The sequence below is a fragment of the Cupriavidus sp. IDO genome (assembly GCF_000812465.1).
Taxonomy (GTDB): domain Bacteria; phylum Pseudomonadota; class Gammaproteobacteria; order Burkholderiales; family Burkholderiaceae; genus Cupriavidus.
In genome coordinates, this window is sequence record NZ_JWMA01000106.1 from 68428 (window position 1) to 92569 (window position 24142).

The 24142-nt window shown below is 63.9% G+C and carries 19 protein-coding genes and 1 pseudogene; 2 read left to right on the plus strand and 18 right to left on the minus strand.

The window, feature by feature from the left end; translation table 11 throughout:
- Positions 1-281: 281 nt before the first annotated feature.
- The 5 genes from RM96_RS26295 to RM96_RS26315 form a co-directional block, all read right to left on the minus strand.
- On the minus strand, positions 282-1091 hold the full coding sequence (locus RM96_RS26295) for an NAD-dependent epimerase/dehydratase family protein (protein WP_039014661.1): 810 nt from the start codon (positions 1089-1091) through the stop codon (positions 282-284).
- Between the two features lie 104 nt (positions 1092-1195).
- Positions 1196-2488, minus strand: coding sequence for an MFS transporter (locus RM96_RS26300; RefSeq protein ID WP_039014662.1), 1293 nt, complete (start codon positions 2486-2488; stop codon positions 1196-1198).
- A gap of 118 nt (positions 2489-2606) precedes the next feature.
- Positions 2607-3545, minus strand: coding sequence for an SMP-30/gluconolactonase/LRE family protein (locus RM96_RS26305; RefSeq protein WP_082016714.1), 939 nt, complete (start codon positions 3543-3545; stop codon positions 2607-2609).
- Between the two features lie 38 nt (positions 3546-3583).
- A complete protein-coding gene (locus tag RM96_RS26310; RefSeq protein ID WP_039014664.1) occupies positions 3584-5128 on the minus strand; it encodes a UxaA family hydrolase in 1545 nt (514 codons plus the stop codon).
- Positions 5129-5173: 45 nt separating this feature from the next.
- Entirely contained in the window at positions 5174-6187 is a 1014-nt protein-coding gene (locus tag RM96_RS26315) for a Bug family tripartite tricarboxylate transporter substrate binding protein (RefSeq protein ID WP_039014665.1), read from the minus strand.
- A gap of 203 nt (positions 6188-6390) precedes the next feature.
- Between RM96_RS26315 and RM96_RS26320 the strand changes: the two genes are divergently transcribed.
- Complete coding sequence (locus tag RM96_RS26320; RefSeq protein ID WP_039014666.1) at positions 6391-7272, plus strand: LysR family transcriptional regulator; 882 nt, start codon at positions 6391-6393, stop codon at positions 7270-7272.
- Between the two features lie 51 nt (positions 7273-7323).
- Here RM96_RS26320 and RM96_RS26325 read toward each other — a convergent pair whose 3' ends face one another.
- The 9 genes from RM96_RS26325 to RM96_RS26365 form a co-directional block, all read right to left on the minus strand.
- The gene (locus RM96_RS26325) at positions 7324-8055 is read right to left on the minus strand and encodes a ribonuclease activity regulator RraA (RefSeq protein WP_039014667.1); all 732 of its coding nucleotides are present in this window, start codon (positions 8053-8055) and stop codon (positions 7324-7326) included.
- Positions 8056-8085: 30 nt separating this feature from the next.
- On the minus strand, positions 8086-9021 hold the full coding sequence (locus RM96_RS26330; RefSeq protein WP_039014668.1) for a dihydrodipicolinate synthase family protein: 936 nt from the start codon (positions 9019-9021) through the stop codon (positions 8086-8088).
- Between the two features lie 79 nt (positions 9022-9100).
- Positions 9101-9886, minus strand: coding sequence for an SDR family oxidoreductase (locus tag RM96_RS26335; RefSeq protein WP_039014669.1), 786 nt, complete (start codon positions 9884-9886; stop codon positions 9101-9103).
- 107 nt (positions 9887-9993) lie between these two features.
- Entirely contained in the window at positions 9994-10935 is a 942-nt protein-coding gene (locus RM96_RS26340) for an NAD(P)-dependent oxidoreductase (protein WP_039014670.1), read from the minus strand.
- A 12-nt stretch (positions 10936-10947) separates the two neighbouring features.
- Positions 10948-12699 carry an IlvD/Edd family dehydratase gene (locus tag RM96_RS26345; RefSeq protein WP_039014671.1) on the minus strand — a complete coding sequence of 584 codons (1752 nt, stop codon included), beginning with the start codon at positions 12697-12699 and terminating at the stop codon, positions 10948-10950.
- Between the two features lie 14 nt (positions 12700-12713).
- Positions 12714-13727, minus strand: a complete 1014-nt coding sequence (locus tag RM96_RS26350; RefSeq protein ID WP_039014672.1) for a Bug family tripartite tricarboxylate transporter substrate binding protein — start codon at positions 13725-13727, stop codon at positions 12714-12716.
- Positions 13728-13898: 171 nt separating this feature from the next.
- Positions 13899-15353: an N-acyl-D-amino-acid deacylase family protein gene (locus tag RM96_RS26355; RefSeq protein ID WP_039014673.1), complete on the minus strand. Its 1455-nt coding sequence runs from the start codon at positions 15351-15353 to the stop codon at positions 13899-13901.
- A 129-nt stretch (positions 15354-15482) separates the two neighbouring features.
- Complete coding sequence (locus tag RM96_RS26360) at positions 15483-16598, minus strand: DSD1 family PLP-dependent enzyme (protein WP_039014674.1); 1116 nt, start codon at positions 16596-16598, stop codon at positions 15483-15485.
- Positions 16599-16609: 11 nt separating this feature from the next.
- Complete coding sequence (locus tag RM96_RS26365; RefSeq protein ID WP_039014675.1) at positions 16610-17578, minus strand: Bug family tripartite tricarboxylate transporter substrate binding protein; 969 nt, start codon at positions 17576-17578, stop codon at positions 16610-16612.
- A gap of 309 nt (positions 17579-17887) precedes the next feature.
- Here RM96_RS26365 and RM96_RS26370 point away from each other — a divergent pair, with 309 nt between their 5' ends.
- Complete coding sequence (locus tag RM96_RS26370; protein ID WP_039014676.1) at positions 17888-18643, plus strand: sulfite exporter TauE/SafE family protein; 756 nt, start codon at positions 17888-17890, stop codon at positions 18641-18643.
- A gap of 94 nt (positions 18644-18737) precedes the next feature.
- Here the strand turns inward: RM96_RS26370 and RM96_RS37645 are convergent.
- The 4 genes and pseudogenes from RM96_RS37645 to RM96_RS26385 all read right to left on the minus strand — a co-directional run.
- Positions 18738-18869 (minus strand): annotated as a pseudogene (locus tag RM96_RS37645) (DDE-type integrase/transposase/recombinase); the annotation flags it as partial.
- The gene (gene ggt / locus RM96_RS26375; protein ID WP_039014677.1) at positions 18870-20477 is read right to left on the minus strand and encodes a gamma-glutamyltransferase; all 1608 of its coding nucleotides are present in this window, start codon (positions 20475-20477) and stop codon (positions 18870-18872) included.
- Positions 20478-20626: 149 nt separating this feature from the next.
- On the minus strand, positions 20627-21583 hold the full coding sequence (locus tag RM96_RS26380) for a tripartite tricarboxylate transporter substrate binding protein (protein ID WP_193752525.1): 957 nt from the start codon (positions 21581-21583) through the stop codon (positions 20627-20629).
- A 210-nt stretch (positions 21584-21793) separates the two neighbouring features.
- Positions 21794-24103, minus strand: a complete 2310-nt coding sequence (locus tag RM96_RS26385; protein WP_152624213.1) for a xanthine dehydrogenase family protein molybdopterin-binding subunit — start codon at positions 24101-24103, stop codon at positions 21794-21796.
- Positions 24104-24142: the final 39 nt, after the last annotated feature.

The following is a 24142-nucleotide window of genomic DNA, read 5'->3' on the forward strand; positions in this document are numbered from 1 at the left end:
AATTTAGCCTATACCTTTGTTTAAGGATGTATTGACGGTTGGAGAGAGTGTGCGAGCGCGAATTGCGCTGCGGCAGCTGGCGGGTTGTGCTGTCATCCCGCCTCACCATCAACGGGGTGGCGGCGGGACTGCGCAATAGCGGCCGAGGCGGAGGCGATGCGCGGTCAGTCAGTCAATGCGGGGCAATGACCTGGAGGAGCGGCGCGCAGCTCCCGTTCAAAGATAGCGAGCGTCTCGAGGAAGACACCATGCCGGGGCGATTCTCGCTCAACAGTACGCCTTCAATCGATATCCTCAAGCCGTCCCGTAAATTCGACAAGACAACCAAAACCGCCGTGGAACAGAGCTTCGTGCTCATCCTCACGGACACCGGATGCCAGCACGCTAGCTCCGTATCGCTCCGCATCATCCTCGGGTACATAGCCAAGAAAGCGTACGTTGGCGTTGTCCCAACGATTTCTGGCATTGGCGGACACGCCATATGCGATCAGGAAGTGGTACTTCGGAGCATCTATCGCCCGGCGCGTCAACTGCACCATGTCTCGATGACTGATCCAAGAGAAAAGGTGGCGTTCCACGGTGGGTTGGTCGTCTGGACGGAATGACCCGATACGCAGACACGCCACTGACAGGCCATATTTGTCCGCGTAGAGACGGCCAAGCGCCTCGCCAAATACTTTGGACAGGCCATAGCGGCTGTCCGGTCGCGGCATCACTTGGTCGTCGATCATCCGATCACGGCGATGAAAGCCAACAGCATGGTTCGAGCTGGCAAAAATCACGCGTTTGACGCCAGCCATGCGGGCCGCCTCGAACACGTTGTAGCAGCCTTCAATGTTCAGGCGGCGAATACGATCCCATGTGTCCTCATCGGGAATACCGGCCAGGTGAACGACACAATCGATTCCTTGCATCGCTTGCGTAAGCTGTTCGATGTCGGCAACGTCAGCCGTCACGACTTCCTCGCCGGCAGCTGCAGGCGCCTGGGATGCGACATCGGCAAGCCGTATCAGCTCGTAATGCCCTTGCAACCCTTTGCGCAGTGCACGGCCGATGTGACCGGCAGCACCGGTAATCAAAACCCGCTTCATGTACATCTCCTTAATGGCGTGTGGTCGGCCTGCTTCCGCAAGCAGGCACTTCTAACGGGAAGGATGGACGGCCGCCATCCTCGCTGAGGCATCGTGAACCCCGGCTATGCAGCGGACCTGCTCACCGCCGGTTGGCTCTGTGTGGCCTGGCCATTGATCACGAACACCATGGCCAGTACGCCCACCAGGTCGATCGTTGCGCCAAGCGCGAAGGCACTGCCGTAGCCTCCGAAGTACTGAACCGCGAAGCCGGTTACGGTGGGGCCGATGATGCCGGATATATTGCCCATGAGGTGCACAAAGCCACTGACGCCGCCCAGATGCTTCCCCGGAACGAGTTCGTGCATCAGGGCCCAGCAAGACTGCGAGGCGGCGGTCAGAAACAGCACTGCAGCCGCCACCAGAGCCACTGCCGTCGCTGTCTGAGTAGCGAAACTCACTACGAGCATGGCGACTGCCGACAAGGCAAGCGGCACGACCGCAGAGAGCTTGCGTGCATTCAGCGGATTCTTCATGCGCTTGTAGATGAAATCGCCCACGAGGCCGCCGCCGAAATAGCCGATTGCGCCGCACGCCCAGGGAATCGTGCTCAGCATGCTCATCTGTTTCAGGTCGAGGTGCAGGGCATTGGTGAAATAGCTCGGCAGCCACGATACGAAAATGAACAGTGTGTAGTTCACGGCAAACAAGCCGGTGCCCAGCGCCAGTACGCTGGGCTTGAACAGATGCTCGCGCAGCGTCGTTCCGCGGTCGCCGTCATCGGCTGGGTGCGCGGCAGTGCGGCTCTCTTCGATCAGACGCAATTCTTCTGCGCCCACACGGCGGTTTTGTGCCGGGCTATCGGTAACGAAAAAGCGCCAGAACACGATCCAGATCAAGCCAATCAGCGCAATCACGACAAATGAAATACGCCACCCGAAAGCGATTGCCACCAGTCCCACAATCGGGCCGGCGATGGCACTGCCGAGCGTTTGCCCCGAGAAGGAAAAGCCGATCATCCGGCCGGTTTCACTACGCGGGAACCAATTGGTAATGGTCCGGTTGGTGGTCGAATTCATCGGCCCTTCCCCGAAACCAAATAACGCACGCGTCAGAAGCAGGCTCGTGAAGCCGGTCACGCTGGCGGTGAGTCCACACACCAGTGACCAGCCGCCCATCGCCCAGGAAAAGACGCGTTTTGGCCCATAGCGGTCGGCAAGATGTCCGCCGACAAAGGCAAAGATGGAATAGCCAAAAAAGAAGCTGCTAAAGACAATGCCGAGCTCCGACGGGGAAATGTCCAGCTCTTTGCTAATAATCGGGGCAACGACACCCAGCGCTGCGCGATCCATGTAGTTGATCATACCGGCCGAAAATAGCAAACCGGCTACTACATATCGATACTTTCCAGACATCATTGCCTCCAAAAACCTATACTATTTATAAGTACAATTACAACCATTAGTTGCGAATTAAATGACTGAGCTCTTCGAGCAGCTGAAGAGGAAGAAAAAGTGAGTACGGCAAGACTGAGATTCAGCCGCCGACGGCGCCTTGCGTGTTCACATACAAGGCATAGATCGACTGGCAAGAAGCCATAAAGAGGCGATTGCGCATCAGTCCACCAAAACAGAGATTGGCACAGCGTTCCGGAAGTGCAATGCGCCCGATGAGTTTTCCCTCGGGCGACACGCACATGACGCCATCAAGATCGTCGCTGCCCATGCCCCAGCCACACCAGAGGTTTCCGTGAACATCGCAGCGCATGCCGTCGATTGTTCCCATGCCAGCATCGAGCAGGATCCTTCCGTTGGCGATACGCGTGCCACCGTCGACGACGTCATAGGCCCAAATCTTGCGCCCTGGCGTTCCCCTCGATTCGATCACGTACAAGATGCGCTCATCGGCAGAGAAGCACAAACCGTTGGGCCCCTTCAGCTCCGTTGTCATGACGGTCGGCAAGCCCGACTCATCGATGCGGTAGACCGAATGAGGCAGTTCCTGGGCGGCAGCGCGACCTTCGTAGTTGCCCTGTATTCCCATGGGCGGATCGGTGAACCAGATGGAGCCGTCGGACTTGACGACGACGTCGTTGGGCGAATTGAGGCGCTTTCCCTCAAAGCTGTCGATCAGCACCGTGAGACTGCCGTCATATTCGGTGCGCACCACGCGGCGCCCGCCGTGCTCGCACGTGATCAACCGCCCTTGCCGGTCGCGCGTGTTGCCATTGGCGTAGCCGGACGGTTGCCGGTACACGCTGACCGCGCCAGTCTCCTCTTCCCACTTCATCATCCGGTTATTCGGAATGTCGCTCCACAACAGGAAGCGGCCATCGCCGAACCAGACTGGCCCTTCCGCCCAGCGGAATCCAGTTGCGATCCGCTCCACTGCGGCGTAGGCGATCCGGTATTTCTCGAACTCCGGATCCAGCACCTGGACGCGAGGATCGGGGTATCGTTCACTTGGTTGCCACATGACGTACTTTCCTTCTAGCTGTTCGCGCATACCGCAAATCAGCTCATGATGCCGATATGCCAGGGCACGAATTCGTTGTCCCCGAGCCCTAGCAGTTCGCTCTTCGACGCCTTGCCCGAAGCGGTACGCAGCATCAACTGGAAGATCTCTTCGCCGACCTGCTCAATGGTTTTCTCGCCGTCGAGAATCGTGCCGCAATTCAGGTCCATGTCTTCCTCCAGGCGGCGATACATCGGGGAATTGGTGGCCAGCTTGAGGCTGGGTACAGGCTTGGCGCCGAACATCGAGCCGCGTCCGGTGGTAAAGGCGATCAGGTTGGCGCCGCCGGCGATCTGGCCGGTGGCCGAGACCGGGTCGTAGCCCGGCGTGTCCATGAATACCAGCCCGTGCTGCGTGACCGGCTCGGCGTAACGGTACACCTCCATCAGCGGACCTGTGCCGCCCTTCATCGACGAGCCCAGCGACTTCTCAAAGATATTGGCCAGGCCGCCCATCTGGTTGCCCGGGCTGACGGCGCCGTTGATCTGCACATCGCGTCCGACGGAATAGTCCTCCTTCCACCAGCGCACGCGTTCCAGCAGCTTATCGCCGACGGCGCGGCTGACGGCACGGCGCGTCAGCGTGTGCTCCACCCCGTAGATTTCCGGCGTCTCCGACAGGATGGCCGTGCCGCCGTGGCGCACCAGCAGATCAACGGCCGCGCCCAGCGCCGGATTGGCGGTGATGGACGAGAACCCGTCCGAGCCGCCGCACTGCAGGCCCACGGTCAGGTGGCTGGCCGGCACCGGACGGCGCTCCACGCGATTGACCAGCGGCAGCAATTCCGTGACCGCGGCAATGCCGGCCTCAATGGTCTTGCGCGTACCGCCGCTTTCCTGCATGACGAAGGCGCGCAACAAAAGGCCGGGTTGCAGAGACTGCGTGTCGAGCAGGCCGTTGAGCTGGTTTCGTTCGCAGCCCAGCCCCACGATCAGCGCGGCGCCCAGGTTGGCGTGGCGCGCATAACCGGCCATGGTCCGGCGCAGCAGATCCATCGGCTCGCCGGTCATCTCCATGCCGCAGCCCAGCGAGTGACTGAACGCCACCACGCCATCGACGTTGGGGAAGTCTGCCAGCCGCTCGGGCGTGAACCACTCCGCGATCTTGCGTACGACGGTGGCCGAGCAATTCACCGTGGAGAGGATGCCGAGATAGTTGCGCGTACCCACCCGGCCGTCGGCGCGCACGATACCGTCGAAGCTCGCCTGCCGGCCGGCTTCGACCGGGACCACGGGCTGGTAATCGCGGCCGAAGGCGTAGTCCCGCTCGTACTCCTGGAAGCTGACATTGTGCGAATGCACGTAGCTGCCCGGCTGGATGTCAACCGCGGCAAAGCCGATGCAGACGTTGTACTTCAGGATCGGCTCACCGGCCTTGATAAAGCGGGCAGCGATCTTGTGGCCGGCGGGCACCTGGCTGCGCACGCCCCAGGTTTCCCCCGGCACTTGCGCGCCGATGGCCACGTTCATACGGGCTACCAACACGTTGTCCGCAGGATGCAGGCGGATGCAAGGTCCGATGATGCTCTTCTTCTGGGTTTCCATACTACGTTTCCTGGATTGCGGAATCGGATAAAGGCCTGGCGGCGCTCACTCAGGCTGGATGCCGGCGCTCTTCACCACGCTGGCCCACCTGGGGACTTCGGTGGCCATGAACTTGCCAAACTGTTCGGGGCTGGTGCCGAGGATAGTGAGGCCCTGCTCGGCGAACTTGGCGCGCAGCCCCGGATCCTTCAGGGCTACGCTGACTTCGTCGCTGATCTTGCTGGCAATGGCCCTGGGCGTCTTCGCAGGCACGAACAAGCCATACCAGGTCAGCACCTCGAAGCGGTTCAGCCCCGCCTCCGACAGCGTTGGCACCTGCGGCAGCGCCTGGGCGCGCGTGAGACTGGACACCGCGATTGCCTTGAGCTTGCCGCTCTTGATGAACGGCGCAGCCACCGGCACGTTGGCAAACATCACCGGCACTGTGCCCGCCATCACGTCGGTCAGGGCCGCCGACTCACCCTTGTATGGCACGTGCGTCAGGCTGATGCCACTCATTGAATCGAACAGTGCACCGGCAATGTGCTGCGGGCCGCCAGCGCCCGACGAGGCATAGCTGCTCAGCTTGCCGGCGCGCGCGAGCGCGATCACGTCCTGTGCCGTACTGGCCGGCACCGACGGATGCACCACCATCACCAGCGGCATCGACACCACTTGCGTCACCGGCATGAAGTCTCTTAGCGGGTCGAAGGGCAGCTTTGCATACATGCTCGGCGCGATAACCATGGTCGACTGCGACGCCAGCATGATCGAATAACCGTCGGCGGCCGACTGGGCCAGGTTGGCCGCCGCAATGGTGCCGGTGGCGCCGGGCCGGTTATCGACGATCACGGTTTGGCCCGTTTGCCTGGCGAGCTGGGTGCCGAGCTGGCGGGCCACGATGTCGGCGCCGCCACCGGGGGCGAAGCCCACCACGATGCGGATAGTCTTGGCCGGATAGGCGTCGGCCGCTCCTGAAGGCGAGGCGCAGAGTGTTGCGACGATACCGGCAATCGCTGCGCAAAGCACAATGCGGCGGCGCTCATCGTTGAGCCGGCGGCGGAAGGGCGTGGTTGGCAAGGCTGTCTCCTGGTTGTTATGTCCTGCTTTCAGCACTCGCCCATCGCAGATCTTTGTCCACGGAATGGGCCGATGCTCCTGTTATCGATTCAGGCCGCGTTGTCTCTTGCGGAATCCTGATCTGATTTGAGACAGATTCTAGAAACTGGCAGAATGCAAAAACAGCATTGAGCGCCTTGTTCAATCAATAGAATTTTTTTGTTATGGACACCCGCTACCTGCAGAGCTTCGTCGCCGTGGTCGAGTACGGTTCGTTCGCGGAAGCGGCGCGTCGCCTGGGCCTCACGCCAGCCGCCATTGCAGCGCGGGTCCAGGCGCTGGAGGACGCGCTCGATACCCCGCTGGTTCAGCGCGCGGGCCGCACGGTGCTGCCAACCCAAGGGGGCCTGCGCATCCTGCCCAAGGCGCGCGCGGTGGTGCGCGACGTGCGCGACCTGAGCGCGGTGGCGCATGACGACACCCTGGTGGGAGAACTTCGGCTGGGCGTGTCGACTTCCTCGTTAACCGGCCTGTTGCCGCCGATACTGGAAGGGCTCTACGCGGCGCATCCGCAGCTGAAGATTTACGTGGAGCCAGGCGCGTCTTCACACCTGTACCGCCGCATCGTTTCGGGTGAACTGGACGCCGGCATCATCGTGGCACCGCAATTCACGATTCCCAAGGCATTCGCCTGGCAAGTGCTGGTTGAAGAACCGTTCATCGTGCTGGCATCGCAGGCCATGGCCGGCCGCAGCGCGCATGACCTGCTCGCCAGCGAGCCGTTCATTCGCTACGACCGCGGCGTTTGGGGCGGCATGGTGGCAGACCGCTACTTGCAGGAGCACAACATCGTGCCGCAGGAGCGACTGGAGATCGATGCGCTCAATGCCATCGCCACCATGGTCCACCAGGGCATCGGCGTCTCGCTGGTGCCGGACTGGACGCCGCCGTGGCCCGAGGGCCTGAACGTTGCGCGGATCCCGCTGCCCGGGCGGGCGCCGGTGCGCAAGGTGGGGTTCCTGTGGTCGCCACACGGAGCGCACGCTGCCCTGTCGCAGGCATTCCTGGAGTTCGGGCTGGCCTCGCGCCGGGCGGGGGCACGCTAGCCGCGCGGCCGCCGCAATGCCGGTGCGGGCGCGCGTTGGCGCCCGCAGCATTTAGCGGTCCGCGCCTTCGCCTTCCGTCCAGGCCTTGTACCGCGCCTTGTTCTCCTCGTTGGGCGGATACAAGCCGGGCAACGGCATGCCGCGCTCCACTTCCTGCATGATCCAGCCCTCCAGGCGCTCTTGTTCGACCGAGGCGGCAATCACTTCCTCCAGCATGGCGGCGGGAATCAGCACCGCGCCGTCCTGGTCCACCACGATGACATCGTTGGGGAACACTGCAACCCCGCCGCAGTCGATGGGTTGCTGCCAGCCAACGAAGGTCAGGCCGGCGACCGACGGCGGTGCGGCTGTGCCCTGGCACCACACCGGCAGTCCCGTGCCCAGCACGCCCGCCACATCGCGCACCACGCCGTCGGTGACCAGCCCGGCCACGCCGCGCTTGCGCAGGCGCGCGCACAGGATATCGCCGAAGATGCCAGCATCGGTCACACCCAACGCGCCCACCACCGCAATGCAGCCGGCCGGCATGTCCTCGATGGCCGCGCGCGTGGAAATCGGCGAGCCCCAGGAGGCCGGCGTCGCGAGGTCTTCGCGCGCGGGCACAAAGCGCAGGGTGAAAGCGCGGCCCACCAGGCGCGGCTGACCGGGTGCCAGCGGCTGCGTGCCGCGCAGCCAAACATTGCGCAGGCCATGTTTGAGCAGCACGGTGGTCAGGGTTGCGGTGGTCACGCCTTGCAGAGCCTTGATCACACTTTCGTCGAGGGGAAGCGATGTGGTCGCCATGATGTTTCCTTGTTGCATTGGGTTTGGGATTTAATCTGCCAGTGCCGCGCGCGCGTCATGCCTTGCCAGACGCCGCAGCAGCTGCTCCACCTCGTGCCGGGCCATCGCCGACATGCCCGCCGCTGGCTTGCGCTGCGCCGCGGAGGTGAGGATTCCGCGCCGCATCATCACGTACTTGCGCACGGCCAGGCCGACGCCGGGCTGCTGCTCATACCGCAGCAGCGGCAGGTGGGCGTCGAAGAGGTCGTGCGCGGCCTCGCGCTCGCCCTGGGCCGCCAAGCGCACCATGTCGCAGAGCATATCCGGGAAAGAGTAGCCGGTATTGGCGCCATCGGCACCGCGCTCCAGTTCATAGTCCAGGAACAGCCCGTTGTTCCCGCACAGGATGGAGATGGGCCGCATTGAACCCTCCTTCTCGAAAGCGCGCAGGGCCGAGATCTTTTCCAGGCCGGGCCAGTCTTCGTGCTTGAGCATGACGCACGAAGACAACTCGCCAACGATGCGGCGGATCACGCCTGCAGTCATCTGCACCGAGAACGTCAACGGATAGTCCTGCAGCACGAACGGCACGTCGGCGCCGATCGCGTCCACGGCCTGCTGGTAGTAGCCGACGATCTGGTCATCGGTGCGCAGCGTGTTGGGCGGCGCGATCATGACGCCGGCCGCACCCAGGTCCATCACCTCGCGCGTCAGCGCGCGCATGCCGGCGAAACCCGGCGCCGAGACCCCGACCACCACCGGCAGTCCGCCCGCGCGCCGGATCACGCGCGCGGCCACGTCGATCGACTCGGCGTGCTCGAGCTTGGCCGCTTCGCCGAGCTGGCCGAGCACGGTCACGCCGGTCGCGCCACAGCCGAGATAGAAGTCCATCAGACGATCGATCGAACTTACGTCGATCGATCCGTCGCCCAGGAATGGCGTGGGCGCGATGGGGAAGACGCCCTTGGCGTCAGCGGTCAACAGCATCTTTGGCTCTCCGGCGATGGCAGGTGATGGGGCGGGTTCGGTCTTGCCGAGGCGCGGGCGACAGTCCCGCGCCCCAGCCTCAGATACTCTGGATGAGGCCACCGTCGATGCGGACGGTGGAGCCGGTGATATAGCCGGCGCGGTCGCTGGCCAGGAACGTCACCGCATCGGCATATTCCTCCGGGCGACCGTAGCGGCCCACCGCGATGGCGGCGGTGCTTTCGGCCGACACCTCCTCCACCGGGCGCTGCTCGCGGCCGGCCTTGGCTTCGTCCAGGAAGCGGATGCGGTCGGTGGCGATGCGCCCCGGCAGCACGATATTGACCGTCACGCCGTCTCGGCCGACTTCACGCGCGAGGGTCTTGGACCAGCCCACCAGGGACAGCCGCAACGCATTGGAAATGCCCAGGTTCGGAATCGGCGCGACCACGCCGGACGAGGTACTGGTGACGATGCGCCCCCACTGCCTGGCCCGCATGCCGGGCAGCACCCGGTCGGTAATCGCGATCACCGACAGCACCATGCTTTCGAAGTGCTTGCGCCACAGTGCCGTTTCCTGGCCAAACGCAGTGGTCGGCGGCGGGCCGCCGGTATTGTTGACCAGGATATCGACCTGGCCAAACTCGGCCTCGATGGCGGCGACATGGGTCTCGATCGACGCCAGGTCCGCAAGATCCCAGGTGCGCGCAAGCGCCGTGCCCCCCTTGGCGACGATCGTGGCCGCGGTGCGGCTTGCCGCTTCCTCATTGACATCGGCGACCACGACCTTCGCACCCTCCGCCGCCAGCGCCAGCGCGATGGCACTGCCCAGGCCGCCGCCGCCGCCCAGCACCAGTCCTACCTTGCCTTCGATTCCTAATTGCATGAATACCTCGCTTGAATAATTTGAAACGCCGGGATTGAAAAATTACGTTCGCCGCGCGCCTGATGCCGGTCAGCGGTTGAGCTGCCGCGCCGGCGGCAGACCGGCGCTCACGCCACCGCCACCGGAGTCAGTGCCGCTCGCCCTGCCAGCACAGCTTGCGCGTTATCCAGCATCAGCCGCAGCATCACCGCGCGCGTTTCCCGGGTGGCCGTACCCGCGTGCGGAGACAGCAACACGTTGGGCAGCGCGGTCAGCGGCGAATCGGCCAGCGGCTCGGACTCGAACACATCGAGCGCCGCGCCCCGGATCGTGCCGGCGCGCAGGGCCTCGCACAGTGCCGCCTCGTCGACCACGCTGCCGCGCGCCAGATTGAGCAGGTAGCCGTCTGGCCCCAGCGCAGCCAGTAACGCGGCGTCGACCAGGTGGCGATTCTGCTCGGTCGCGCGGCAGGTGAGGATCAGGATGTCGACCGAAGCGGCGAGCGCGAGCGGGCTATCGCAATAGCGGTATGGCAGGCTTGCGCGCTGCGTGCCGGTGTAGGCCAGCTCCACACCGAAGGGCGCCAGCCGCTGCGCAACGCCCATGCCGATGCGGCCGAGTCCGACGATGCCGATTCGCTTGCCGGCCAGGCTGGTGGTGAGCGGGAAGTCGTCCTCGCGCCAGGCGCCGCCGCGCACATGGCGGTCGGCGGCGGGAATCCGGCGCAGCAGCGCCAGCAACAGGCCGATGCCGAGTTCGCAGACGGCCGCGTCCAGCACCCCGGGCGTGTTGGTGACCACGATGCCGCGCCTGGCGGCATGGGCGACGGGGATGCCGTCGTAGCCCACGCCGGAAGTCGCTATCACCCGCAGCGCAGGCAGGCGGTCGATCACCGCCGCGGGCACCTGGTAATTGCTGCGCGTGACGATGGCGCGCACCGCGCCGCGCAAGGCGCCGTCAGCCGCAATCTCGGCCTCGGAGACGCAGCGGAATTCGGCGTCGATCGCGTCTTGCTGCGCAGCTTCGAAGACGCCGATGCGCAGCACCGGCTCACGTGTATCGCTTGACATGTCCACCCCTTCTTACTCAGGCGCCTTGCCGCGCGTTTCGGGCGCGCGCAGGAAGTCAAAGTCGACGCCCTGGTCGGCCTGCGTCACGGTCTGCAGGAACAACTTCAGGTAGCCGCGCGGCGCGCTCGGTTCAACCACGGGGGAGGCCGCGCGGCGGCGCGCCAGTTCCTCGTCCGATACCAGCAGGGCCAGCTCGCGGCGGCTCACGCTCAGGCGGATGCGGTCGCCAGTCTGCACCAGCGCCAGCGGCCCGCCCACGGCGGCTTCTGGGGTCACGTGCAGCACCACCGTACCGAACGCGGTGCCGCTCATACGTCCGTCGGAAATCCGCACCATGTCCTTGACGCCGGCCCGCGCCAGCTTGCGCGGGATCGGGATATAGCCGGCCTCGGGCATGCCAGGCGCGCCCTTGGGGCCGATGTTTTTCAGCACCAGGATGTCATTGGCGCTCACGTCGAGGTCGTCCAGGTCGATGCGCTCGATCAGGTCCTGCGCGTTCTCGAACACCACCACGCGGCCCTCGTGCTCCATCAGCTCCGCGTTCGCCGCGGATTGCTTGATGATTGCGCCGCCAGGCGCCAGGTTGCCGGCGAGCACGGCGATGCCGCCTTGCGGGTAGATCGGGTTGTCGATGCTGCGCACCACATCCTGGGCGAAGCCCGGGCCGGCATTGTCTATCTCCTCGCCCAGCGTGCGGCCGGTAACGGTCAGCGCATCGAGGCGCAGCAGCGGGCGCAGTTCACGCAGCAAGGTGGCCATCCCGCCGGCCTTGTGGAAGTCCTCCATATAGTGCTGGCCGGTGGGCTTCAGGTCGAGCAGCACCGGGGTTTCGCGGCCCATGCGGTCAAGCGCCTGCATATCGATATCCAGGCCCATGCGGCCCGCGATGGCCGCCAGGTGCACGATGCCGTTGGTCGAGCCGCCAATGGCCAGCAGCACGCGCATGGCATTCTCGAACGCGGCCGGCGTCAGGATGCTGTCGATCGTCAGGCGCTCGCGTGCCATCGCCACGGCGCGTGCACCGGTCTCCTCGGCAATGCGGATGCGATCGGCAGTCACGGCCGGCGGCGTGGCACTGCCTGGAAGGCTCATGCCCAGGGCTTCGGCCAGGCAGGCCATGGTGCTGGCGGTGCCCATCACCGAGCAGGTGCCGACGCTGGCCACCAGCTGGTTATTGACCTGCGAGGCTTCCTCCGCGTCGATTTCCCCGGCGCGGAACTTGCCCCAATAGCGGCGGCAATCAGTGCAGGCACCCACCCGCTCGCTGCGGTGCGAACCCGTCAGCATCGCGCCGGTAACCAGCTGGATCGCGGGCACGCCGGCAGAAGCCGCGCCCATCAGCTGCGCCGGCACGGTCTTGTCGCAGCCGCCGATCAGCACCACCGCATCCATCGGCTGGGCGCGGATCATTTCCTCCGTATCCATCGACATCAGGTTGCGCAGATACATGCTGGTCGGCGCGGCAAAGCTCTCGTGGATGGAGATGGTCGGAAATTCCATCGGCAGCCCGCCGGCAAGCATGATGCCGCGCTTCACCGCTTCGATCAGCTGCGGAATGTTGCCATGGCACGGGTTGAATGCGCTGCCGGTATCGGCAATGCCAATCACTGGGCGGTCGAGCGCCGCATCGGTATAGCCCGAGCCCTTGATGAACGCCTTGCGCAGGAACAGCGAGAACCCAAGGTCGCCATAGTTGGTCAGTCCCTTGCGCAGGCCTGTTTCCCTGGAGGAAGCGTCCGGTCCTTTGGGTTTATTTGTGGTCATGGTTCGTGGTCGGTTCAGCTATCGGAGTTGATATGGGCGTCGGTGATGACCTTCTCCCAGCGTGTGACTTCGGTGCGCAAGCGCTCGGCCGATTTTTCAGGGGTGGTTGGCGGCAAGGCATAGACACCCTGCTTCAGAAACTGTGCCTTGACGTCGGGCATTGCCAGAATCCTGGCCAGCGCCGCATTCAGAAGCTCGACCACCGGCGCGGGCGTGCCGGCCGGTGCCAGCACGCCGAAGGTGGAGCTGACGTCCAGGGTGGGCATGCCGCTCTCTGCGGCAGCGGGCACGTCCGGCAGCATCGAGATACGCTTGGGTGCCGCCACGGCAAGCGCGCGCAACTGGCCTGCCTTGATGAACGGCTGCGCGGCCGGCACCGTCTCCACCATCATGTTGACCTGCCCGCCCACCAGGTCTGTCATGGCGGGACCGCTGCCTTTATACGGCACATGGGTCATGTTGATATTTGCATCTTTCTTGAAGATCTCAGCCGCCATGCGCTGCGGCGCGCCGGCACCAGAAGAGGCGTAGTTAAGCTTGCCGGGATTGGCCTTGCCGTACCTGATCAGTTCCTGGAGCGTCTTGACCGGCACCTTCGGATTGACCACCACCACCAGTGGCACCGAGCCAACGACCATCACCGGGGCGAAATCCTTGATGATGTCGTAACGCAAGTGCCCTTTTTCCAGGGTGGCCATGGTTGCATGGGACGTCAGTGCGCCCATCAGCAACGTATAGCCGTCTGGCGCGCTGCGGGCGACCACTTCCGCGCCAATATTCCCGCCCGCGCCTCCCCGGTTGTCAACGACCACTTGCTGGCCCAGCATGTCGCCCAGCCGGGTGGCAACGATGCGGCCGATCACGTCCGTGGCGCCGCCCGGCGGATAAGGCACGACCAGCCGGATCGGCTTGTCCGGATAGGCCGCGAACGCGGCCGGGGCACTGGTGATAGCGGTCATGGCGGTGAGAGCCAGCAGCCCTGCCCGCAGCAGGGTGCGACGAGTCGCATTGATGATAGGGAAATCCATGTCGTCTCCGGTCTCTTGTTGTCAGCGCACCCACAGCCGGGGATGCGTCATGCACGGAGTTTGACGAAGACGGAAGGCGAAAAAAAGCGATCCCCAGACCGATTAACCAAAAGATTATTTTGGTTCCGCGGCCCACAGCGCGGGCCAGAGGTGCGCCGGCGTGCTCGGCGACTATGCTCGCTCCCGCCGTAGCACTTGGCCGGGCCGCGCGCCGCTGGACTTGCCATCGCGCCACACGACGCTGCCATTGACAAGCACAGTATCAATGCCTAGGGCCGGTGCGATCGGCTTGGCAAATGACGCTCCCTCAGCAACTGTTTCGGGATTGAGAACGGTCAAGTCTGCGAAGGCCCCCTCCCGCACAACCCCACGGTCGGCGAGTCCGAAATTCCTGGCGGTCAGTCCGGTCATCTTATGGATCGCGGTCTCAAGCGAAAACAGGCCCAGCGACCGGCCGTAGTGGCCAAGAACACGTGGGAAGCTTCCCCAAAGACGCGGATGCGGAGAGTCGTCGTGGGGCAAGCCGTCCGAGCCGATCATCGTCTGGTCGAAGGCCAGTATGCGCTGCACATCCCGGTCGTCCATCATGTAGTAGATCGCACCGGCGGGGGACAGCCGGTCGACAACCTCTTCCTGTGTGCCACCGAGTTCGGCCATGATGTCGACCAGATCCTTGCCGGCATACTGGGGCAGGGGTTTTGACCATGTCACGGTCACCCGGGTCGCATTACGTGCGCGATGCGCGGACAGAATGGTGGACGACGCCGGATAAGGATAGCAGTCGAGGCAAACCTCTTGCTTTTCCATGTGTTCAGCAATGAACTTCAGCGTTTCTGCGGAGCGGCCATAATTATTGACGCCGACCAGCTTATGATGCGAGATGACGACCGGTACACCGACTTCGCGACCGATGCGGAAGGTCTCGGTCAATGATTGAATGATGTGGTCGCCCTCGTTTCGCATATGCGTGCAATAGACTCCGCCGTACTCGCGTAGCGGCTCGCATATTTCAATGACTTCTTCCGTTGGCGCCGCAATCGAAGGTTCGTAGAACAGCCCCGTTGACACGCCAATCGCGCCGGCGCGCATGGCTTCATCGACCAGTGCGCGCATGGCTGCGATTTCGTCCGGATTTGCCGGAAGGGAAAGATCGTTCATTGTCGCGACACGCAATGTCGTATGGCCAACCAGCATGGCGCAATTCGTTGCCGCGGGCTGAGCGCGCAACGCTTCCAGATACTCTGCAAAGTTGGCGAACCGAAACCACGGTCCGCTGTCATCGAGCAAGTTAAGCGGCGGGGTGACCGGATCGGGAATCTGCCGCGGCATCGGCGCCAGCGAAACGCCGCAATTGCCGCCGATCACGGTAGTGATGCCCTGGCTGACCTTAGGAGCCATGTCCCCGCCAGAGAGCAGCAGGCGGTCGTCATGCGTGTGCGCATCGATAAAACCAGGCGCCACCACAAGGCCAGACGCATCGATTTCCGTGGCTGCGCTGGCCCCCTGCAAATCGCCGATGCGCACAATACGGTCACCTTTGATACCCACCTCGCCTGCATAACGTGGAGCTCCCGTTCCGTCGACAATCGAGGCATTGCGGATCAAGACATCATAACGCTCACTCATCGGGTACTCCTTGGCATCGTCTTCATCAATTGTTTCGGAACCAGGCTGTGTGGTGATGCATCTCGTCGCGGGATCGGCGACACGATAAATGCATGTCGAAGTCGTACTCGCCGATCATCAGCATGGCAGTCAGAGCAGAGCGCCGCGCGCCGCAATCGGCCAGAGGGCCTCAACTTTGTCGCCGCGCACGCACACCAGTTCGTCGTAGAGATTGACGGTAGGGTCGCAGTGGCCCGGCACGAGCATCAGCACGTCCCCCAGCGACACTGCGCTGGCATTGGCAGTAGCCAGGACGCCATGTTCGTCGGCAGCCTTCACATAGCGCAGGTCGGGCCGCTGCCAGACTCCGGGCATGCCCGAATCCACGCTCGACGCCTTCAGGCCGGCATCCACGATCGCGCGCTGCGGATCCGTTCGGCTCATCACCGTCGTGCGCACGAACAATGCGTGCTCGAAGGGCACATCGCCCTCCCCGCGCTCGTTGTCACCGTAGTCGCGGTCCAGGAATATGTAGGATCCCGCCTGGAGTTCATTGAAGATGCCACTGTCACGTTCATGCAAGAACGTACCGGTGCCCGCGCCCGTGACACGCTCGACAGCGACGCCGCAGGCCTCGATGGCGTCGCGCGTCATGCGCGCAGCCTCGATAGCGTCATTAATGGCCGCTTTGCGTTGCTGCGGCGACCGCAGATGCTGGGCCGGCCCGTGGTAGCACTGCAGCCCGGCGAAGCGCAGGCCCGTGCTGCCAGCAATCTGCAGGGCAAGTTGCACGGCTTCGTCGCCCGGCGCCACACCGCAGCGGTTGGCGCCGACATTGACCTCGATGTAGACGTCGAGGGTGACGGCATGCGCCTGCGCCGATGCGCCCAGCGCCTGCACCTGCTGCGGATGATCGGCCAGCACCCCGATACGCGCCTTGCGTGCCAGCGGTGCAAGGTGGCGCAGCTTGGTGTCGCCTATCACCTGGTTCGTGACCAGGATGTCGCCAACTCCCGCTTCCACGAACACGGCAGCCTCGCTGACCTTCTGGCAGCAGATGCCCACAGCGCCCAATGCGATCTGCCGCAAGGCGATCTCCGGACACTTGTGGCTCTTCGCGTGGGCACGCAGACGCACGTTTCGGCCGCGCAATGCGTCAGCCATTCGCTTGAGATTTCGCTCGAATGCATCCAGGTCGAGTACGAGCGCGGGTGTATCGATATCAGCGACGGGGTCGCCGGCTTGAGCTGCTTTCCAGGGACTCACGGGGATTTCCTTTAATCGATCTTGGCACCGGAGAATTTCACGATCTTTGCCCACTTGGCCGTCTCGCGGCGGGAGAGTTCCAGGAACTCCTCAGGCGTGCTGGGCGCGATTTCCGCTCCCAGCATCTTGAATCGCTCTCGCACGGCGGGGCTGTCCAGAGCAATGCGAATCTCGCGGTTGAGGCGGGTAACGATGTCTTTGGGCATGTGGGCCGGGCCGACGATGCCTCCCCACGCCGACACCTCGAATCCGGGCACGGATTCGGCGATTGCGGGAACGTCCGGATATGCAGCCAGGCGCTGCGCCGAGGAGACGCCAAGCGCCCGCGCCTTGCCCGCCTTGGCCATCGGTGCGGAAACCGGCGTGTTGATCATCATGAGCTGTATGCCGCCGCCGATCAGGTCCGTGACGGCCGAAGTCGCCGCGCGATAGGGCACATGCAGCATGTTGACGCCCGTCATCGCCTTGAAGAGTTCGACGCCCAGATGCGCCGTGGTGCCGTTGCCATCCGATCCAAAGGCCAGCTTGCCCGGATTCTTTTTCGCATAGGCGATCAGTTCGGGAATGGTCCTGACCGGCAAACTGTCGTTGACGATCATCATGTTAGACAGGCGCAGCGTGTTCGCGATCAGCGTCAGGTCCCTTTCGACGTCGTATGGCACCGATGGCAGCAGCGATTTGTTGGTCGCCAGCGAGACGATATTGCCGTAAGCCAGCGTGTAGCCGTCGGGCGCGGACTTCACCAGCTCCATGGTGCCGATCACATAGGAACCACCAGGCTTGTTGTCAATCACGATGGACACGCCCAATTGCTGTGCCAGCTGTGGAGCAAGGGCCCGCATTAACGCATCCGGAGCACCACCGGGGGCCGACGGCACAATCAGCCTGATCGGTTTGTCCGGATAAGCCGCGAACGCGGAAACCGGCAACGCTGCATACAGCGCTAACACAAACTTCACCAAAAAACGTCGGGGACTCATTGGGCCATCTCCTGTATGTGATTTGCGTTTTCGAGTCATTCCATCCGCTGCACCTGCGCTTCGCAGTTCCATGGTTATGGTTTGTGTTCTAGACAAAATATACAGAACTGGATAGAATGTCAACCCAAGCAGGAAGTACGGAACAACTCGCGCCAGCCCCTTGCCCCAGAGCAAGGCGCAGCCGGAGGCCAATATGGATTGCGGCCTGCAGACCACGGCGCTTCGCCGTTGGTTCATAAGGTCCCACGTCGCCAGGCTGGTCACTGCGGACACTCAGATGACGCCCCAATAGGAAAGAGGCCCTTACGCATGGATCCGGTAATTTTGGTCGTGGCACTGGGAGCCATTGTTGCTGGCTTCGTACAAGGGCTTTCTGGCTTCGCCTTTGGTCTCACTGCAATGTCGTTCTGGGCGTGGTCGCTGGATCCCAGGCTGGCCGCGTCAATGGCGGTTTTTGGGGCGCTGACGGGGCAGATCATTGCCGTGGTAACCATGCGCAGAGGATTCAAACTGGGCAGGCTATTGCCTTTCCTGATCGGCGGCCTGGCTGGCATACCCGTTGGGGTCGCGATTCTCCCGTCGCTCGACCTTCAACTCTTCAAGGCCTTCCTCGGTACGTTCCTGGTGCTGTGGTGCCCGACGATGCTTGCCGTACGAAACCTGCCGAAGATCACGGCGGGCGGGAGGTTGGCCGACGGGATCGTGGGCGGCGTCGGCGGGATCATGGGTGGCATCGGCGGCTTTACCGGCACGATTCCCACACTGTGGTGCTCGTTGCGGGGATTCGACAAGGATGAACAGCGTGCGATCATTCAGAACTTCAATCTCGCCTTGCTGCTTGTGACCATGGCCATCTACGTGGAAAAGGGCATCGTGACACGTGCCATGCTGCCGATGCTCGCAATCGTCGGGCCAGCGATGCTGATTCCCACTATCCTGGGCGCCCGGTTGTATGCCGGGATTTCGGAAGCGACCTTCCGCAAGATTGTGTTGAGCCTGCTCGCGGCATCCGGGGTCGCGTTGCTGACATCGTCGGTCCCGCATTTGCTTCAGCGTTTGGCGTAGGGCTTTTGTCGCAGTCACGGCGAGGCCGTGGCATTCGCGTGCCGGGATGGATGTCAGCCGAACTCGCAGGCTGACAGCACCCCGGCCCGCCTCCCATCTGGCCTTTGGCAATCATGTGCATGAGTTCGATGCCAGCCAAAAGAATGCTCGCGCAGCGAAAGTTCCTGAAGCCCAGCATCGGTCGAGTGAGGCGCCTGACGGCTCGGTGGTCCTGCTCGACGATCGATCAAAATCCGACCGGGTAGCCATCCTTGCGGTGATCGCATGCCGCTACATAGCCGCCATTTTCCAGGCGCAGAGCCGCCTGGGCGCTGCCGAACTCGGTATCAAAGCGTTTGGCAACCGTGATCGGATGCCCGCGTGAGATCAGTCCTTCAGTCACCGCTTGCGGCATATTCCACTCGACGGTAACGCCATGGTTGTCGTCAAGTACGCGCCAGCGCGGCGCATCGCTGGCCGCCTGCGGATTCAGCCCCTGATCGACCATGCGGGAGACCATCTGCAAATGACCCTGCGCCTGCATGGATCCGCCCATGAGGCCAAAGCTCATCAGCGGCCGGCCGTTTTGCATCAGGAACCCGGGGATGATGGTGTGGAATGGACGTTTTCCAGGCGCTACCTCGTTGGTATGGCCGTGGCGCAAGTTGAAGCCCCAGCCGCGATTTTGCAAGGCGATGCCGGTATTGGGCACGACCACGCCCGAACCAAAGCCCTTGAAGTTGGATTGAATAAACGAAACCATCATGCCGTTGCGATCCGCCGTGGTCAGGTAGACGGTGCCGCCGCCAAGCGGCTTGCCGATGCGGGCCGGCGCTGCCCGCTCGGGGTCGATCAACCTGGCGCGTTTTGCCAGATATGCCGGGTTGAGCAGGTCGGCCGCTGTGACTTCCGTCATGTGATCCACGTCGCCGACGTATTCATGCAAGTCGGCAAAGGCCAGTTTCATTGCCTCGATCTTCAGATGCATCGCCAGCGCGCTATCCTGATCCATGCTCTTCAGATCGAAATGCTCAAGCATGCCCAACGCCATTTGCGCCGCAATGCCTTGACCGTTAGGCCCGATCTCGTACAGTTCAACATCCCGGTAGCGGCTGCTGATCGGCTCGATCCAGTCCGCCTGATGCGCGGCGAGGTCGGCTTCCGTGATCGCGCCGCCGGTATTGCGCGCGTGGTCGGCAATCGCACGGGCCAGTTCGCCATGGTAGAAATCGTCGCCCTTGGTGCGCGCGATGCGCTCGAGTGCATGTGCCTGTCCCGGGCAAATGAAGCGCTCGCCCTGGAGCGGCGCCCGGCCTTTGGGGGCAAACGCTTCACGGTAGCCCGGCTGATCGATCAGTTCGCCGACCTGTTTTTGCCACTGATTGTGGACATTGTGCGAAACCAGGTAGCCTTCACGCGCATAGCGCAGCGCCGGTTCGAACAGGTCTTCGAACGGCAGGCTGCCAAAGCGCTCCCACACGGCGCGCCACGCTGAAACAGTGCCTGGCACGGTTACCGAGTCCCAGCCCCGCTTCGGCATCTCCTTGTATTTTGAAAAATACTCGCGCGTCCATGCGGCCGGTGCCCGGCCCGATCCGTTCAAACCGTGCAATGTGTTGCCATCCCAGATCAGCGCAAACGCGTCGCCGCCGATACCGTTGTTGCACGGCTCGACCACAGCCAGGGCGATTGCCGTGGCAAGCGCCGCATCGACTGCATTGCCGCCGCGCAGCAGCATCTGCAAGCCGGCCGCGGAGGCAAGCGGCTGCGAAGTCGTCACGACGTTGTCGGCGACCAGCGGCAAACGCTGCGACGTGTAGGGGAAGGTCCAGAAAGCGCCTTGATTCGATTGCATGTTGTCTTGATGTAAATAGCAGCCGACGCGAAGTCTGGCGGCGGCAAGCCGTTCAGCTAAGTCTGGCGGTTGAAAAAAAGTCGGCGCAATTAGGCGCTTTTCTCCGGGCAATTGGCATTGCGGGCAACGCGAAAAGACATCGACCCATATCAATCCGCGACGATGTTCTGTCGCTTGGCGAGCGTCCTCCACCGCTCCACGTCCTGCGCGATGGTGGTGGCGAACTGGGCCGGCGTGACGGGCCTGGCTTCGGCACCCTCTTGCAGAATCGCAGCCTTGATTTCGGGCTTGGACAAGACAGCATTGACGGCGGCGTTCAGTTGGTTGACGATCGCCGGCGGCGTGCCGGCCGGGGCCAGCAGGCCCCACCAGAGTTCGAACTCGTACCCCGGCACCGCGCTGGACATGGGCATGAGTTCCGGCGCGATCGGGCTCGGCTTGAGGCTGGTAATGCCAATGGCGCGCACCTTGCCGGCGCGGACCATCGGCAGCAGCGACGGGCCGGTGGAGATCAGCAACTGCGTCTGATTGCCCATCAGGTCGGTCAAGGCGGGGGGCATGCCGCGATACGGGATATGCGTGATGAGCAGGTTGCCGGCCATGGCCTTGAGCAGCTCGGTGCCGAACTGGTTGACGCCGCCAGGGCCGGACGAGGCGTAGTTGTACTTGCCTGGATTGGCGCGGATCGCGGCGATCAGTTCCTGCGGTGTCCTGGCGGGGAATGCGTTGTTGACGGCGACGATGAATGGCCCTCGCGCAAACATCGCCACCGGCGCGAAGCTTTTGACCGCATCGAACGGTAGCTTGGCCTGCACCGCGGCATTGGTTGTCATGCTGGACGACACGGCGACCAGCGTGTACCCGTCCGGGGCGGACTTGGCGACCATGCCGGTGCCGGTATTGCCGCTGGCGCCGGGGCGGTTGTCGATGACGACGGCTTGCTTGAGCTCCTCGCCGATGCCCTTGGCGACGATGCGCGCGAAGATGTCGTTGGAGCCGCCGGGCGGATAGGGCACGACGATGGTGATGGGCTTGTCCGGATACCCGCCCCGCGCGAAGACCGTGCCGGACACCAGACCGGCAATTAGCGTGGCGGCGAACGCCACGCTACGGGAAACGGATGCGGATGCTGATTTCAAAATGCCTCCATCTATGTCCTTGTTTGTCCCACGCGGGGCAGCCTGATCCCGGCTACGTCAGGCGGCCCACGCGTTCTGGACAATATATGCAATAGTAGATATTTTGTCCAGCATCGGATTGTTCGTCACGCCGGGCGGCGGATCGCGTACTTGTGACGACCGTGCGATCCAGCCGGATCAGGCCTTGAGCTGGTCCCGGATCGGCAGCGTGCGGATGCGCTTGCCGGTGGCGGCGAAGACTGCGTTGCACAGCGCCGGCGCAATGGTCGGCGTCGCCGGCTCGCCGACCCCGCCGAGCGGCACGTCGAAGCGGCTTGGCAGCAGGTGCACATGGATCTCCCGCGGTGCGGCCGGCGCGCGCAATACCTCGTACTGGTGGAAATTGTCCTGCTGGGGACGCCCGTTCCTGAAAGTGATTTCGCCGCTGGTAGCCAGGCTGAGGCCCATGATGCAAGCGCCTTCGACTTGCGAGCGGATGCGATCCGGGTTCACCTGGGGACCGCAATCGACCGCAACGTCGATGCGCGGTACGCTGATGCTGCCGTCCTGGCCGACCACCACTTCCACCACCGCGGCCACGTAGGTCACGAAGCTGTAGCAGACCGCCAGGCCCAGGCCGCGGCCCGACGGCAGCTTGCGCCCCCAGCCCGCTTCGCGCGTCGCTACTTCGATGGTCTTGCGCAGCCTGCCCGTATCCAGCGGATACTGCTGCGGCGACTCGCCATAGTTCCAGGTGTCGCCCATCTGGCCAGGGTCGATGCGGCGATCCCGGCCCAGCAGCGCCAGCAGGTAGTCGCGATGATCCTGGCCCGCCGCCGCCGCCAGTTCAGCGGCAAATGACTGCACGGCAAAGGCATGCGGAATATTGGACACGGAGCGGAACCAGCCGATGCGGGTATGCGCCGCCACCTCGGGGTTCTCCACCCGGAGGTTGGGGATGTCGAAGGGCACATTGATCGCGGACATGCCCAGCTCCACCGCCGATTCCGACCTGGCACCGGCGGTGAACGTGGAGCTGATCGATGACGCCGCGGTCCGGTGCAGCCACGCGAGCGCCTTGCCGTCCGGGCCCAGCGCGGCCTCCAGATGCTCCACAGAAACAGTGTGGAAGTAGTCGTGGTGGAGATCGTCGTCGCGCGTCCAGGTCACCTTGACCGGCTTGCCGCCCATTGCCCTGGATAACAGCGCGGCCTCCGCGACAAAATCGGGCTTGGATTTGCGGCCAAAGCCGCCGCCCAGCAGCGTCACGTGGACGGTCACGTTCTCAGGCCTGAGACCGAGAGCCTTGGCCACGGTCTCGCGCGTGGCCTGGGGCGCCTGCACCGGCGCCCACACCTCGCACGACCCGTTGCTCACCTTTGCGGTAGCGACCGGCGGTTCCATCGATGCGTGCGCGATATGCGGCAGGTAGTATTGCGCCGTGATCCGCTTGCCGCTGGCGGCCAGCGCCGCCATCGCGTCGCCCTGGTTTCTCACCACCCTGCCCGGCCGGTTGGCCGCCGCTTCCATGCTGGCCCTGAAGGCGACCGAATCGTAGCCGGCGTTGGGGCCGTCCTCCCACTGGATCTTCAGCGCTTCGCGGCCCTTGATGGCGGCCCAGGTATTGGTGGCAATCACCGCCACCCCGCCCAACGGATTGAACAGGGCCGGCGCCGGGCTGCCGGCAAGCGGCACGACCTTGACCACGCCCGGCACCTTTTCGGCCCGTGCCGCGTCGAAGCTGGCCACCTTGCCGCCAAAGACCGGCGGACGGGCGATCACGGCGTAGAGCAGACCGTCCATGCGCACGTCGATGCCGTACTGCGCGCGGCCGGTGGCGATATTGCGGCCATCGATATTGCGCGTGCTGTCCTTGCCGATATAGCGGAAGGCGGCGGGATCCTTGAGCCTGAGACTCGCGGCCGGAGGCACGGGCAGGCGGGCCGCGTCGCGCGCCAGCGCGCCGTAGCCCAGCTTCCTGCCGCTCGCGGCATGCACCACCTCATGGTTGCGCGCCTGCACTTCGCTCACCGGGACGCCCCAGCGCGCGGCGGCTGCGGCTTCAAGCATCTGCCGCGCACTGGCGCCGACGCGCCGCATCGGCTCGAAGAAATGCCGGATGCTGCGTGAGCCGTCGGTGTTCTGGTTGCCATAGCGCGCTTCGTCGCCCAGGGCCTGCTCCACCGCCACGCGGGCCCAGTCGGCTTCCAGTTCGTCGGCCACCACCATCGGCAGGCTGGTGCGCACGCCCTGCCCCATCTCGGAGCGATGGCACACGACCGTGACGCGACCATCCTCGCCGATCTGCACGAAGACCAGTGGATCATCCACCGCGCCACCCGGCATCCCGTCGCGGCCGTACTTCCTGGCCTCCTGCGCCAGCACGATCCCGTCCAGGCCGACGGTCAGTGCCAGTCCTGTCATCACGCCCATGCCCTTGAGCCATCGGCGCCGACCTGCCGACGCGGGCGCGCCGGTGGTGGCGTCCTGCGCCGTTGCCAGCGCCATTGCCAGATCAATACCGCTCATCCCGCTCATTGGTGCCTG

Coding starts and splice junctions, on each gene's coding strand:
- RM96_RS26295 (WP_039014661.1), bottom strand. CDS start 1,091: ATGAAGCGGGTTTTGATTACCGGTGCTGCCGGTCACATCGGCCGTGCA.
- RM96_RS26300 (WP_039014662.1), bottom strand. CDS start 2,488: ATGATGTCTGGAAAGTATCGATATGTAGTAGCCGGTTTGCTATTTTCG.
- RM96_RS26305 (WP_082016714.1), bottom strand. CDS start 3,545: ATGTGGCAACCAAGTGAACGATACCCCGATCCTCGCGTCCAGGTGCTG.
- RM96_RS26310 (WP_039014664.1), bottom strand. CDS start 5,128: ATGGAAACCCAGAAGAAGAGCATCATCGGACCTTGCATCCGCCTGCAT.
- RM96_RS26320 (WP_039014666.1), top strand. CDS start 6,391: ATGGACACCCGCTACCTGCAGAGCTTCGTCGCCGTGGTCGAGTACGGT.
- RM96_RS26325 (WP_039014667.1), bottom strand. CDS start 8,055: ATGGCGACCACATCGCTTCCCCTCGACGAAAGTGTGATCAAGGCTCTG.
- RM96_RS26330 (WP_039014668.1), bottom strand. CDS start 9,021: ATGCTGTTGACCGCTGACGCCAAGGGCGTCTTCCCCATCGCGCCCACG.
- RM96_RS26335 (WP_039014669.1), bottom strand. CDS start 9,886: ATGCAATTAGGAATCGAAGGCAAGGTAGGACTGGTGCTGGGCGGCGGC.
- RM96_RS26340 (WP_039014670.1), bottom strand. CDS start 10,935: ATGTCAAGCGATACACGTGAGCCGGTGCTGCGCATCGGCGTCTTCGAA.
- RM96_RS26345 (WP_039014671.1), bottom strand. CDS start 12,699: ATGACCACAAATAAACCCAAAGGACCGGACGCTTCCTCCAGGGAAACA.
- RM96_RS26350 (WP_039014672.1), bottom strand. CDS start 13,727: ATGGATTTCCCTATCATCAATGCGACTCGTCGCACCCTGCTGCGGGCA.
- RM96_RS26355 (WP_039014673.1), bottom strand. CDS start 15,353: ATGAGTGAGCGTTATGATGTCTTGATCCGCAATGCCTCGATTGTCGAC.
- RM96_RS26365 (WP_039014675.1), bottom strand. CDS start 17,578: ATGAGTCCCCGACGTTTTTTGGTGAAGTTTGTGTTAGCGCTGTATGCA.
- RM96_RS26370 (WP_039014676.1), top strand. CDS start 17,888: ATGGATCCGGTAATTTTGGTCGTGGCACTGGGAGCCATTGTTGCTGGC.
- ggt (WP_039014677.1), bottom strand. CDS start 20,477: ATGCAATCGAATCAAGGCGCTTTCTGGACCTTCCCCTACACGTCGCAG.
- RM96_RS26385 (WP_152624213.1), bottom strand. CDS start 24,103: ATGGCGCTGGCAACGGCGCAGGACGCCACCACCGGCGCGCCCGCGTCG.